The following is a 14289-nucleotide window of genomic DNA, read 5'->3' as shown; positions in this document are numbered from 1 at the left end:
TTATCTAATAAGTAATAACTTAACACTAAAAACCCAACATCATTATGTTGGGTTTTTTATGCTTAGTTTAAATCACATTTGCCATACGACTAGTTATTAATAAAGTAGCGATAGTTAACATAATAAATAACACTGTGAGTAACCATTGAGTAAAACTGACAATTTTTGCTTTTAACTTGCCAAACAAAGTTGTTGACTTAATCCCGCTTTGTACATCACCTGAAAAAGTCAAAATGACAGTATAAAACAATAAAAGCCATAACAATGATAATAAACACACCTTCAGCAAATGGCTTTGCATAGTACCAGGGGTATTAATCACAAGTTGATATCCAATAAAACCAATTAAGCTCATTATCATAATTAGCATAACTCCTTTTACTGGTAGTAAAGTGTTAGCTATTTTTTGCAAGGATAGATACATCTATTGTCCTGAACGAATAAATTTCTATTTAATGAATTGCTCAGCCAATATAACAGCACCTTTATACTTAACTGAGCATATTTGCTAAACATAACCCCCTGAATAAGCTACTCAATTAAAAATAAAAAGCAACTTAATAAAATAAAGAAATGACTAAAAATCTAAAATAATAGTGTAATAAATATTTAGATGTGCTGTTAAAAAGTGAAAATACGTTGAAAAATTTCAGAAACAAAAATGCGGCTCAGTGAGCCGCATTTTATACTAGCTTATATCGTGCGTCCTGCACTAAATATGGTGTTCTCGTTTCTTCCTTGAATAACTATCCTTAGTCTATCCTAATGAGTCCTCTCATTGTCCTTTTACTACTGTCTTCCTGACGTTGATCTTCCTAATCAACCCACATCCATGTTTATATCGTCCCTTAGCAACATCCTGCCACTATACTTTGTCCTTAAAGTTCCCTTAACAAAACATCCTGTTTTGATTTTCCTCGTTTCCTTTCAACATCCTTATTATATCAATCCTTTGATATTTCCACTTTCATGGTTTATCCTAAAACCATTCTTGCCTATCCTAAGCAAGTATTCCTGCGAGCAAATCCTTGTTCATAATAAAGCCCCCTGCTCCATGTCGTCCTGACATTATTAATATTACACCTATTTCAAAAAGCTAAAAGTAGGTTTGCTAAAATGACTTGTTTGTAATTTAAATGTAACATGACGAACAACGCAAAATAACTTTAAATAACATAAAGATACAGAAAACCACATTCGTAATATCAGCATGAATTGCCAATATATCTCACGACCATGTGCGATATGTCTTACACGGTTTACAGAAAAACAGAAATTATATTTAAAAAATACATCGTAAAAAACTCATATAAACTGCAGTGTTGTTAAAATAATGTATAGTAAGTTAATAATAAGAAATAAAAAGTTCATAAATTGAACTTAACAGTATTCATGACTCTTTACTTAGGTTTAAAAATTGCAGTTAACTCTAAAAAAAATCACGTTAATCGTTGCATTAATTCTCACATTTCTCCCTTACGATTACTTTTTTAATGCATCTACGAGTATTGTAAAACCCATAGCAATATCGCTAGTTCAACTGCTCAGCTTCATATTCTCTATTTTGGCTTATAAACACAGTCAATCTCGAAGCTTAAAGCAATTTTGGCAATTTTTTAGCCTAGCCATTATTTCGGCATCAATTCCTTCTGTACTTAGTCAACATAATCAATCGTCACATTTTCTGCTATTTGATGACTTTACAACATTACTCAGCTACTTTTTTATTATACTCGCCATTGAAAGCAGCCCTCATATATCAGGGAAATCTCAAAACAAGCATATTAGAGGCAAGGTTCCTGCAATATGTTTCTCTGTATTTTGTTTTTGTTATTTCATACTCATGCCATTTGAGTTTTCTGAGCAAAAATACCAAACACATTTACCATCAATAACTTTTGAACTGTGTATGACTTTATTCATAATCATTCGATTATGTATTTTAGCAATGACTAGTCAGCATAGATTTTGGTATAAAACTTATGGCTTATTAATTTTAGGTTCAATCGCTATTCTCATGGGGGAAGTTGAAAACTTCTTTCAGTATTATCAAATCACTAATGATAATCAGCTAATAATTAGCACTGTACAGTTTTTACCCTACTGCTTATTAATGTTTGCCGCAAACCTATCATTTTCTCAGCACAAACACCCTCCAACATTTAAGCAAACGCCCTTAACAGAGCTATATATTTTAGTATTATCAGTATGTGTAATAACTGTGCATATTGTGGGCACTGAGTTTTCACTGTTTTATATTGCACAGAGTCACTTTCAAGCTAGCCTAATTGCTATCTGGCTCTTTATAGCGATTATATTAACCACCTACATTTTACGTAGTAAGAAACAACTTTACATAAAAGTAAAACAACAACTTAATACATTAAATCAAGAGCAATCTTCCCTAAAGTCTTTAAACGATGAGCTTACAAATTCACTGATTAATAGTGAAGATAAAGCAATAGTAAATGCGTCCAACAATGCAATCTTGACCAGTACAATAAAAGGTACTGTGCTTTCTGCAAACCCAGCCGCTGTGCAAATATTTCAGTGTTTAGAGCAAGAATTGCTAGGCTCTGACATCGCAAAATTATTTTCACCTGAAGATAAAATGCATTACTTCTTTAACTTTAAAAGTAATGTGTATGCATTACAGCGAAAGGAGAATGGCATATCAGTTGAATGTACGTCTATACGTACTGATGGCTCGGAATTTCCCGTTCAGGTAGAATTACAATGGGCAGAAAGACAAGAGCAGCCATTAGTTGTTATCACTTTTATTAACCTGACAGCGAGAAAACTAGCAGAGCAACAAACACTTGAACTTAAAGATAAGTTTATCGCTAACATATCACACGAATTTCGAACTCCATTAACTATTATTAACGGTATACTTGACCGTTATTTAATGGTTGCAAAGTCTCAAGAAGAAAATGAAGAGCTCACTACCGCAAAGCGTAATGGCTTGAGACTAGTTCGCATGGTTGAACAATTACTTGAATTATCACGTCTAACCGATAACCCATCATTAAGTATGTCTACTTATCGACTTAACACCTTAATGTCTATGCCATCCGATTCATTTTCAAGATTAGCGATACAAAGCAATTTAACTTATGAAGCCAATATCGAAGATAATCTGTGGTTAGAGTGTGATGCCCAAGCGTTTGAAAAAATTATATTTAACTTACTTGCAAATGCTATTAAATACACACCTTCTGGTGGTCAAATTAAAGTTAATGCTTACCAAGACCAAGACACCATTATTATTGATGTGATTGATACTGGAATTGGCATAAATAAAGCCTCTCAAGCCAAGATATTTGATCGTTTCCAACGTGCAGATGATGATAAAAACCATGCAATATTTGGTGTTGGCATCGGCTTGTCATTAGTTAATGAGTTAGTGAAAGCACATCAATGGCGTATAAATTTGGTCAGTGAATATAACCAAGGCAGTAAGTTTTCACTTTCTATTCCTTGCGCTCAACCTGCAACAGAAGAGCTCTCAATTCCTATCAGCATTTCTGAAAATGAAGTGTCTTCTTTATTAATTGAACAGAAAGAACAAATCAGTAAGCAAACAGATCATTCTCAACAAGTTATATTAGTAATTGAAGACAACTTAGACATGCAAAGTCATATTAAGCAGGTTATTGAGCAAAAGCATCATTGTTTATTAGCAAGTAGCGGTGAATTAGGTATCACCCTAGCAGAAGAATATCTTCCCGATTTAATTGTTTGCGATATTATGCTTACTGGCATAGATGGTTTCGAAGTTCTGAAAAAAATAAAAGAAAACGATCTTACATCACACATCCCTATTATTTTATTAACCGCAAGGTCAGATCTTGAAAGTAGATTACACGGATTAAATTTGCATGCCGATGATTACTTGAGTAAACCGTTTAATCAACAAGAGCTTTTAATAAGAATTGATAACTTAATCGAAAATAGAAAGCAGCTGTTGCAAAACTTCCAACAAAAAATTGCTAATACACAAAAAGAAGAAAGAAAAGAAACATCTCATAAAAATGTTGAGTCTTTGTTAGAGAATGACACAAGTGCTGATTCAATCAATGAGCAGTTCTTATCAAAATTGGAAGCAATCACAGCTAAAACCTATACAGAAACTGAGCTTGGAATATCTCACCTAGCTAAAGAAATGGCAATGAGTGAACGCCAGCTTCAACGAAAAATAAAAGTACTCTTAGGCATAACACCGAATAACTTTATTAAAGAGTTTCGTTTAAGGAAGGCACAAGATTTATTAAAGAACGGTACACAAATAGGTCGAATTGCTCTTGATGTGGGCTTTTCATCACAAACCTACTTTGGCCGTTGTTTTAAGGAAAGTTTTGGCTGTACTCCAAAGCAGTATCAACAAAAGCATATAGATTCTGCATAAAGCCAAATAATGCTAATTTAAGCTTACCCCTGCTTAATTAAAATGTGCTGCTTTAACTCATTTACCTTATTCACCTTTAATACGTCCATATAATTAAAAGGTTGCTCTTTGGGTTCACAAAAACCTAACCAAGACAAACTAGAATCTTGCTGAACTATATTTAATCCCATTTCTATAATAACATTGACTTGATCCCACGAGATATCGACAGGTTGTTCTCGATTAAATGGATAAAAAGAAAAAGCCATACTCACCGTTGTTTGCTTTTCAAAAATATCTTCTAAACGCTTAGTTAACCTAGTAGATAGTTCTGCAGCATTATTTTCTTTCTCATAACCGATAATAGCAAAAGTATCAGTAGACCAACGAATAACCAGATCATCAGGATTTCGACTATATAATAATAGATCGGTTAAGTTAACCAATTGACTATTCGTCACATTATTTAATTGATCTATTTTAATCATAATTATATAGAGTCGTGGCAAAATATTACGTTGTACAGGCAGCAAATTTTGATGAATGTTGTTCATTAATTGGCTAGCTTGCTCAATATAGATATCTAGGTAACGACGACTTTTGACCCCTGTAATTTTATCTATAGTTGCCGCTTTTTCTAATTGCTTATTAGCATGTTCGAGTTCAGTATTTTTTAATAAGTACTCTTGTGTTTTTTCTTCTACTTGCTTTTCTAATAACAATTTTTGCTGCTGCTCTAACAATAATTTACGATTTAATAATCGGGAGTACATTAAAATGATAAACGCGATAATTGAAACATAGATTAAATAAGCCCACCATGTATTCCATGGCGCTGGATTCATAACTACATTTAATTGATATGGCTTACTCCAGACATCATCACTATTACCAGCAATGATCTGTAGCTGATAATTTCCTTGAGGTAAATTGGTATAAGTTGCCCTTCTTAATTTGTCAGCATTAACCCATTCTTGATCAAAACCCAGTAACCTATACTTATAACGTGTTGATTCTGGATTTGCATAATTCAATCCTACATATTCAAATGAAATTACTTGATCTTTATAACCAAAAGTAATACTCGATATATCACTTAACCTCTCATTAAAGGTCATGGGCTCATTAAGATTCAAAATATTTGTTAACCGAACTTCTGGCGCTTGCCTAGAGCCATCAATATCACTAGGGTTTACACTTACAAAGCTTTTTCCAGCACCAAAATATATTGTTTCATTCATACTAGAAAAAATAGAACCGTGATTAAAATCCAAATCAATTAAACCATGGCTTAACCCAAAGTGTTTAAAACGCCGACTTTTAGTATCAAAGCGAGATATACCTTTATTAGTACTAAACCATAAATAGCCATTAGGGTCTTGTGATATTCCATAAACTGTGCGGCTTTTCATACCATCCTTAGTGTCTAAATATTGAAAAGATAATCGATTATTAATTATATCCTGCTGTTTCAATATATTTAAGCCTGCAGCTTGTGTTCCAGCCCACAAATTAGCCTCTTTATCTTGATACATAAACCAAGACAAATCACTGGAAATACTGCCAACCTTTGCTTCATCATGACGTAAATGAGTAAATTTTAGAGTATTTAAATCTAATTGACTGAGCCCACCACCATATGTAGCAAGCCAAAGGTTACCTTCCTTCCCTTGAAGTAAGTGTAAAATATGATTGCTACTAGGCCCGAGCTCCATATTCTCTTTGTCTTGAGTATAACGAGTGAAGCTACCATCCGCATTTAGCTTATTTAAACCTTGGTGAAAAGTTGAAACCCAGACGTTACCATTATTATCTTTCAAAATATCAGTAATACTGTTTGCTGAAATTGATGATTGATCATTCTCTTTATGGCTATATTTTTTAATAGCTTTACTCTTTAAATCTATTTTGAACAAGCCAGATGATCTTGTCCCTACCCATAAGTTATGTCCTTCCTGAAATAAAGTCATAATACGTAACTCAGAAAAATAACCATTAAAGTTCATACGGGACACTTGGTTATCTGCTAACGATAATCTATATATTCCACCACTGTATGTACTAAATATTATTGAACTTTCATTATCCTGAGCAAAGCTAGTTATATTATCGTTTTGTAATTGTGGGTGAGTTTGAACGCTATATTGTTTAAATGTAGTCATATTAGCATCCCATCGATTTACACCAGTCATAGTGCCAATCCACATTAAATTATTACTATCTTCAAAAAATGTTAAAGTAAAATCATTACTTAAACTATAAGGATTTGTCGGTGAATGATTATACCTATAGAAGTTATCATTGAGGTTGTTATAAGTTAATGCTCCTTTGTCAGTAGCTATCCAGATTTGCCCACTAGAGTCCTGAAAAATATCTTCAATAGTGTTACTAATCAGCGAGTGGCTGTCATTTTCATTAAACACATAATGGTTATGACTTCTATCGCGAGGATTGTATTTAATTAAGCCATGATCAACAGTACCAACCCATATAAAACCTTGTTTATCTGAATATAACGCATTAATAAATTGAGCATTTATTAATTTTTTACCCTGTTGTTGGTATGTTAATGTCCTTAAAAAATCTCCATTTTCATCAAATATAGAGACGCCACCACCATTGGTTCCTACTAGTACTTGTTTACTATCTGTTTCGGTTATTGCATGTACAGTGTTATGAGATAAGCTATTAACCTGCCCTATCTCTTGTTGGATTTTCTTAACGTGCCACTTACCTTGGTTTTGGTAAATAATATTCACGCCATTATCAGTACCAACCCAAAGCTTTCCATCACTTGTCTCATATAATGTATTTACACTATCATTTGAAAGCGGCAAGCTTTTGCTTTTCGTTGAAAAGTGCAAAAAATCCTGAGTTTTTTCTTGATATAAGTTTAATCCTCCACCACGAGTTCCTACCCAAAGCTCGTTTCGTTTATTAATAAGGATACTACTAACAACATTAGAACTTAATGAGCTCGCTAAATTAGCATCGTGATGAAAGCTCAGGTATTGATATCCGTCAAATCGATGCAAGCCCTCTTGAGAACCTATCCACATAAAGCCATCTTTATCTTGAGCTAACGTTCTCACAAATAGATAAGACATAGGGTTATCTACGTTAAAACGTTTAAATAACTTTATCTCTTGAGCAAATAAGCTTTGATTGCACAGAAGTAGAAAAATAAAAATTTTTTTCACAAGGGATTACCAAAACAGAAAAGTGGATATAAAAAGCGTACGATAATAAATGAAAAAGCCACTACTTTAAGCAGTGGCTTTTATAATAAAACTACACCATTATTCTTGTTCAACCCAGTGATTAACAGCAATTGTTGCTATTTCATTGGCTTTTAGACTATTTTTCCATATAAGACCATCTACAAGTGCTTTTTCATCCCAAACTAACACATTGGTTTCAAAATTATTCTTCCAAATAAGTCCATCTGTGGTTGCAGAGTTTTTCCAAATTAGACCATCAGATACAAAGTGATTCTTCCATATTAAGCCACTTCCATCGATAGACTTTTGACTATGCTGCCAAACGTATTCCTCACCTAAACCTTCAATATAAAAATTGCCTTTTTCATCTATGTTTGCTGGACCATAATAGTGATTTTCACCAGCTAAATCTTTAGCAATATCTAAGGTCTGATTTGCACAACCATTCGCACTACTTTCGATTGCTGCTTTTGCATTAACTAAACCAGCACCTTGTTGAAATACACTGTATGCAAGTTTTCCATCAGTATCTAACGCTTGATAAGCGCTGTCCATGAGTCGACATTTAATATCATCAGGAGTCAAACTTGGATTATCTGTTAGCATTAAAGCGACAACTCCAGAAACAACACCAGCTGCTTGCGATGTTCCTGACATTTCAAAATAGCGACCACCATCATGAAACTCAGGGTGTTGTGTAACAATTTCTGAATCTAATGACATTAAACCAGACAAATGACCACCTGGAGCTAAAATATCTGGCTTTACAAAACCAGAGGGGGTAGGTCCAGCAGAACTAAAGCTTGCCAACTTATCATCTTGAGTTTGTGATTCTGTATAAAAATCGGTCATCGCCCCTACCGTAATAATGTAAGGAACATTACCTGGTACACCTACCGTCATAGGTTCAGGCCCCTTGTTACCCGAAGAGGCAACAACAACAATACCAGATTGCCAAGCTTTCATAACAGCTTGGTTCAACGGGTCTTGCCAGTAAAGTGACCTTACTGGACCACTAAAAGACATATTTAGCACGCGTAAGTTGATTTGATCTTTAACTTGGACAGCCCACTCTATACCACGAATTACATCAGCATAAGTTGCTTTACCTTCATAATCGAAAGCTTTAATACCAACTAAAGCGGCATTGGGTGCAACACCGTATAACTTTCCATAAATATCAAAATCACTATTTGCTGCAATACTCGCTACATGTGTACCATGACCGTTCGCTTCATCATCATAATTATGTAGAGTATTATTAATCGCATCATAAGTGCCCCAAGCCTTATCATTACCGTATAAATCTGTTGATAAACCTGATAGTTGATCTAAACCCGTATCCAAAAAGCCTATTGTGACTGCATCACCAAAATTTCTAGCTTGATGAGCAGATGTTGCATCAATAAAATCATTTACCGCTGATTTTGGTTGCCAGCGTCGCTGACCTTTTCGCCAACCATTATTAGCATAAGCTAACTCAACTTTATAATTAGGCGTAGCATAAAGCGCGACCTTCTCTTCTAATAAAGATAATTGCTGTGCAGTTAGTTCTACTGCCAAAGCGTTAATTATGGGTAGTTCGTGAGACGGTGTAAGTGACAATGAGCCAACACTTTCTTTTAACAAAGAAAAATCTTTGGCACTTATAATATACGATTGAGTGGTATTCTTTTGTTCACTAATCCTTGTCGAGATATAACTTCCTGTTGCTAAACTTATAATTATTAAAATGACTAAAGGTTTTACAAATCTTTTATAAGATTCAAACAACATATTTTTCCCCTATGGTAAGTATACCAATTTACTTATCTCACTTTTATTACGCATGTATCTTCTCGTAGAAAATATACAATTGTAAAAATTAAGTAAATTTTAAGTTACTGGATTCAACTTACCGATTTACACCCACTCATGTCAACAATAAACATACAAAATTACTATAAACACTATGCTAGGGTGACTTAAACTAAAAAATCCAGCTTACTAAAAGCAAGCTGGATGTAATTAATTATTACTAATCTTAGAAAGAAACAGATTGTTCATTTGAACAGTTATTTGTTCCTTGGTCACATACTTTATAAGTATAAGAACCAGACTTTCTGAAGCTTTCAGTATAAGAACCATCATTAGCAGTAGTAACTACTAAAGAACCATTTCGGAAGATATCTACGTTAGTTGTAGAAGCATCTGCCCATGATAACGTTACATTAGTTTTACGCTTAGCTGTCGAAGTTGAGATAGATAAAGTAATATCGCCACCTGTTGGAGGAGGAGTTACACCACCGCCACAACCATTTGCAGTCAAATAATCGCTTGCTGCTTTCGCTTTAACAATACCGTTACCGAAGTACACATCATGTCCAGCTGAACCAGAATCTTGTGCTGTAGCTTTTAATGCGTCACGAATTTCAGTACCAGTACAACCATTATGGTTTGACCATACTAACGCAGCAATACCAGATACAGCAGGAGTTGCCATTGATGTACCGCTCATGAAACCGTAATCGCTTGTACCAATAGTAATATCAGCAGTAGAAGCAGCTAATATCGCAGCACGGTCTTCAAATGCAGCACCAACTGCCGGAATTGAAGTTGCGTTAGTATCACCTAATGTACCGTATAACATGCCTGCTTCATTATTAATGATAATTGCACCAATACCACCTGAGTTTTCACAATTTTGAACTTTATCATGGAAAGAGATGTTACCGCGGTCGATTACACAAACATTACCGTTTGCTCCAGAATCAGTAGTCTCTGCTGTTCCCATGTAATATGTGCTACCAGAAACACTACCTGAATTTTCCATCGATGAAGATGCGTAAGCTTGGCCGTCAGCTGACATTGAAGCACTTGTTGCCATACCTGCTGGGTAAGTAGATAAAGTATCAACACCACCTGCTGTTACTTCAACACAAATAGTTTCATCAGTTGATGTCGTTGCGTTTCTACCTTTACCTGTAGTTACTGTACAGCTAGGGAACTGAGAGAAATCAGCAATGTCATTGTTTGCGTCATTAGCACCAATCATCATTACAGATGAGTAACCAGCAGGGTATGAACGTACACTATTACCGTCGTTACCCGCTGCCGCTAAGACTAGACCGCCGTTATTAGTAAATGCATCAAATGCATTTTCTTCAGTGCTATTTGCACCGCCGCCACCAAGACTCATACTAATGATGTTTGCGCCTGCGGCACTACATTTGTCAGCAGCATGTGCTAAGTCTGAAGAATATCCCCAACCATCAGCATTAAATACTTTGATGATGTGCATATCAACACCAGGCGCCATACCAACAACACCTACGTTATTGTCTGCTGCACCAATAGTACCGGCAACGTGTGTACCATGTGGGCCACCGTGCTCATCCCAGTTACCTGTGCCTGAGTCATTATCACCAGAGATGTTGTTCCATGCAAAATCAGGGTTAGAGCGGTCTAAACCAGAGTCAATTACACATACTTTCATACCAGCTGAAGCGTTAAAGTTAACTTGATCTGCTTGAGATTGATAAACAGCATATGGAGTAAGCTGTGATGTCATTGGATTGCCAGCATCATCACTATAAACAGCTGATGGCATACGACGTTGATCTTCTTCAACTACTTTAATATGTGGATTATTCAATAAACCTTTAACATCAGCCAAGCTTTTACCACTAAATGAAGCAGCGATAAACCCGTTACCATCTACCTTTAATTCACCGCCTAACTTTTTAGCAAGTGCTTTTACAACACCTTTTTTACTGTTATCAACTTGGATGATGTATCTATCATCAGCAGCTTGTGCTGTAAATACTGTTGATACCGCTACTGCAACTAATGAACTAGCAAACTTTGAAATTTTCATATCTCTCTCCACCCTAGGGCATGTTTATTATAATTATAATTTCTAAAATTGAATTCCGTCTTTTTATTAATCGCTTCCAATCTGCAAGTGCTATCGATACTACCGAATACGAGCATCTCCCCTAGCAAAAACACGACAAGTTTTCGTACAAAAACGACAAGAACAAAATAAAGCCATTATTTTCAAGAGCTTGAACAGCATAAAATATATAAATTCTTTTATTCTCTGGTCGTAAAGTCACTAAAAAACGTCTGATTATTGCTAGTGGCAACCCATTATTAATTACATGATGAATAGGGTTGAACTTGATTTAGCCAATATTAAAAACAAACAAGAGTAGCTAAAAGCTATCAATATTATAAAAACATAATGGAGACACCATTAAATGAAGACCCATAATAACTATGTACTCAGCGCATTAGCTATGGCAGTTCTTGCCTCAGCAAGTAGTAATGCAACGTCAGCCGACCTTAAAAAAGTTGAAAAAGCGGTAAAGCAATCTAACTCTGCGCAAGCAAGTTTTGCTAATTGGCGTGAACAGCAAAAACTTAATAGAAATGATTATACTGATCGTTTAATCATTACCTTTAAAGATAAAAAACATGGTCCATTTGTACCGCCAGGTTTAGCTAAAAAAGTTGGTTTAGACTTATCACACGTTAAGATTCTAAAACGTGGTGGTCATGTCATTTCAATGGGACAATTAAAACACGTCAAAGATATTGAAAAACTAATAGAGAAAATGCGTAGGCATCCTTCTGTTGAATCAATTGAACCTGATTATCAGCGTTTTTTATTCTCGCAAAATGAACCATGGGGTATCAGCAATACACAATCTGATTTATTAACAGATAATGATGCGGCAAATATGACCGTTTGTATTATTGACTCAGGCTATCAGCAATCAAATCCAGATCTAAATGCCAACAATGCAACGGGTACAAACAACTCAGGCACTGGCAATTGGTATCAAGCAGGTGGCTCACACGGAACTCATGTTGCAGGTACTATTGCTGCCGTTAATAACAGTGAAGGTGTCGTAGGGATATTACCAAGTACAAACGTAAACCTACACATTGTTAAAGTGTTCAATGAAAGTGGCTGGGGTTACTCAGGCGACTTATCTGATGCGGTTGATACTTGTGTTAATAATGGTGCCAAGGTGGTTAACATGAGTCTAGGTGGTTCTGGCTCATCTAATACAGAGAAGAATGCTCTAGAAGCGGCAACAAGCTCTGGCGTGCTCTTAATTGCAGCCTCTGGTAATGATGGTAACTCAAGCCTGTCTTACCCCGCCTCTTACGATACTGTTATGGCTGTAGGTGCAGTAGATCAAAATGGCCAACACGCCGAGTTTTCTCAATACACCAGCCAAGTCGAAATTTCAGCCCCAGGGGAAGCAATTCTTTCCACTGTAGCAGGCGATGGTCGCTTAGGCTCTATAACTATTGGTTCAACTACCTATGCTGATGATCATGTAGTACCTCAAAGCAGATATGTTGAAAGTGGTGGTAACTATTCAATCAATAATGTTAATGGTAATGCTTCAGGTATATTATCTAGCTGTACAGTTTCAGGTAGTAGCTATAGTTGTAGTAGTAATGTTTCTGGAAACATCTGTCTTGCTGAACGTAATGACAACCAAAAAGGAAGTAACTACCCTGAAATTAATCCAGCTAAAGCCTGTGCTGATGCAGGTGCGTCAGGCATTATCGTATACAGTAATAGCGACCGCCCTGGATTACAAAACCCTTTCTTAGTTGATGCTTCAAGTGCAGTCACTGTACCAACAGTTTCAGTAAATAGAACTTTAGGTCAGCAATTAGCAACTCAGCTTGGCAATAACGTAAACCTTAGCATAAGTGCTAACCAGGATTATGCCTACTATAATGGCACCTCGATGGCTACTCCACATGTAGCAGGTGTTGCAGCGCTGGTTTGGAGTAATAATCCAAACTGTACTGCAACTCAAGTTCGTAGCGCGTTAAAATCAACCGCACTTGATTTAGAAACAGCAGGCAGAGATGACAAGACAGGCCATGGCTTAGTCCAAGCTAAAGCAGCATCTGATGCTTTAGCAAGCTCATGTAATGACGGCGGTACACCACCACCAACATCAGGTAATAGTCTAGAAAATGGCGTTGCAAAAACTAACTTAAATGCTTCAAGTGGCCAAGAGTTAAGTTTTACCTTTGACGTTCCTGCAAATGCTACAGATTTAACCTTTGATATGTCGGGTGGAACAGGTGATGCTGATTTATATGTTAAATTCGGTTCAGCACCTACTAGTACAAATTATGATTGTCGCCCTTATAAAAGCGGTAATAATGAAAGTTGTCCTATTACCACTGCTCAAACAGGTACTTACCATGTTAAACTAGTTGCTTACTCAAGCTTTTCAGGCGTTTCATTAACAGCTAGCTATACCGACAACTCTGGCGGTTCTACAGGTGGAGCAACAGGTGGTAGCGCAAGTGTATCGGATATAAGTATTAGTCGAAGAGACTGGAAATACTACACCATTGAAGTACCCGCTGGTATGTCAACTCTTGACTTTAACATAAGCGGAGGCTCAGGTGATGCAGATCTTTACATCAAGCGCGGCGCTCAGCCGACTAAGTCTAGCTACGACTGTCGTCCATATAAAAGTGGCAACACTGAATCTTGTTCATTCACAAGTCCAGTGGCAGACACGTGGCATATAGGTATTTATGGTTATTCAGCAGTTAGCGGACTTTCGCTAGATGTCGTTTATAACCCTTAATAGTTTTAAAAAAGCCAAAAGCATTATTTACATGCTTTTGGCTTCATCGCTGAAAATATTT

6 protein-coding genes are annotated in these 14289 nt (G+C 35.9%); 2 read left to right on the top strand and 4 right to left on the bottom strand.

Annotation, left to right across the window (positions count from 1 at the left end):
• Positions 1-67: 67 nt before the first annotated feature.
• Positions 68-361 (bottom strand): hypothetical protein, encoded by a 294-nt coding sequence (locus EPA86_RS16590; RefSeq protein WP_140605506.1) that lies wholly within the window; start codon positions 359-361, stop codon positions 68-70.
• A gap of 1056 nt (positions 362-1417) precedes the next feature.
• On the opposite strand from EPA86_RS16590, the gene EPA86_RS16585 reads away from it, so the two are divergent.
• On the top strand, positions 1418-4408 hold the full coding sequence (locus tag EPA86_RS16585; RefSeq protein ID WP_140605505.1) for an ATP-binding protein: 2991 nt from the start codon (positions 1418-1420) through the stop codon (positions 4406-4408).
• Between the two features lie 23 nt (positions 4409-4431).
• Here EPA86_RS16585 and EPA86_RS16580 read toward each other — a convergent pair whose 3' ends face one another.
• The 3 genes from EPA86_RS16580 to EPA86_RS16570 all read right to left on the bottom strand — a co-directional run bounded on the left by EPA86_RS16580 (position 4432) and on the right by EPA86_RS16570 (position 11464).
• Entirely contained in the window at positions 4432-7587 is a 3156-nt protein-coding gene (locus EPA86_RS16580) for a ligand-binding sensor domain-containing protein (RefSeq protein ID WP_140605504.1), read from the bottom strand.
• Positions 7588-7686: 99 nt separating this feature from the next.
• A complete protein-coding gene (locus tag EPA86_RS16575) occupies positions 7687-9384 on the bottom strand; it encodes a S8 family peptidase (protein WP_140605503.1) in 1698 nt (565 codons plus the stop codon).
• Positions 9385-9631: 247 nt separating this feature from the next.
• Positions 9632-11464 carry a S8 family serine peptidase gene (locus tag EPA86_RS16570; protein ID WP_140605502.1) on the bottom strand — a complete coding sequence of 611 codons (1833 nt, stop codon included), beginning with the start codon at positions 11462-11464 and terminating at the stop codon, positions 9632-9634.
• A gap of 385 nt (positions 11465-11849) precedes the next feature.
• Here EPA86_RS16570 and EPA86_RS16565 point away from each other — a divergent pair, with 385 nt between their 5' ends.
• Positions 11850-14228, top strand: a complete 2379-nt coding sequence (locus EPA86_RS16565) for a S8 family serine peptidase (RefSeq protein ID WP_140605501.1) — start codon at positions 11850-11852, stop codon at positions 14226-14228.
• The last annotated feature ends 61 nt before the right edge of the window (positions 14229-14289 follow it).

The organism is Litorilituus lipolyticus, assembly GCF_006439335.1.
GTDB classification, from domain to species: domain Bacteria; phylum Pseudomonadota; class Gammaproteobacteria; order Enterobacterales; family Alteromonadaceae; genus Colwellia; species Colwellia lipolytica.
The sequence above is the reverse complement of the archived record's forward strand: the minus strand, read 5'-3'. Positions and strand labels throughout refer to the sequence as shown.

Bases quoted from the DNA above. Each gene is read 5' to 3' on its own strand.
- EPA86_RS16590 (WP_140605506.1), bottom strand. From the start codon at position 361: ATGATAATGAGCTTAATTGGTTTTATTGGATATCAACTTGTGATTAAT.
- EPA86_RS16575 (WP_140605503.1), bottom strand. From the start codon at position 9,384: ATGTTGTTTGAATCTTATAAAAGATTTGTAAAACCTTTAGTCATTTTA.
- EPA86_RS16570 (WP_140605502.1), bottom strand. From the start codon at position 11,464: ATGAAAATTTCAAAGTTTGCTAGTTCATTAGTTGCAGTAGCGGTATCA.
- EPA86_RS16565 (WP_140605501.1), top strand. From the start codon at position 11,850: ATGAAGACCCATAATAACTATGTACTCAGCGCATTAGCTATGGCAGTT.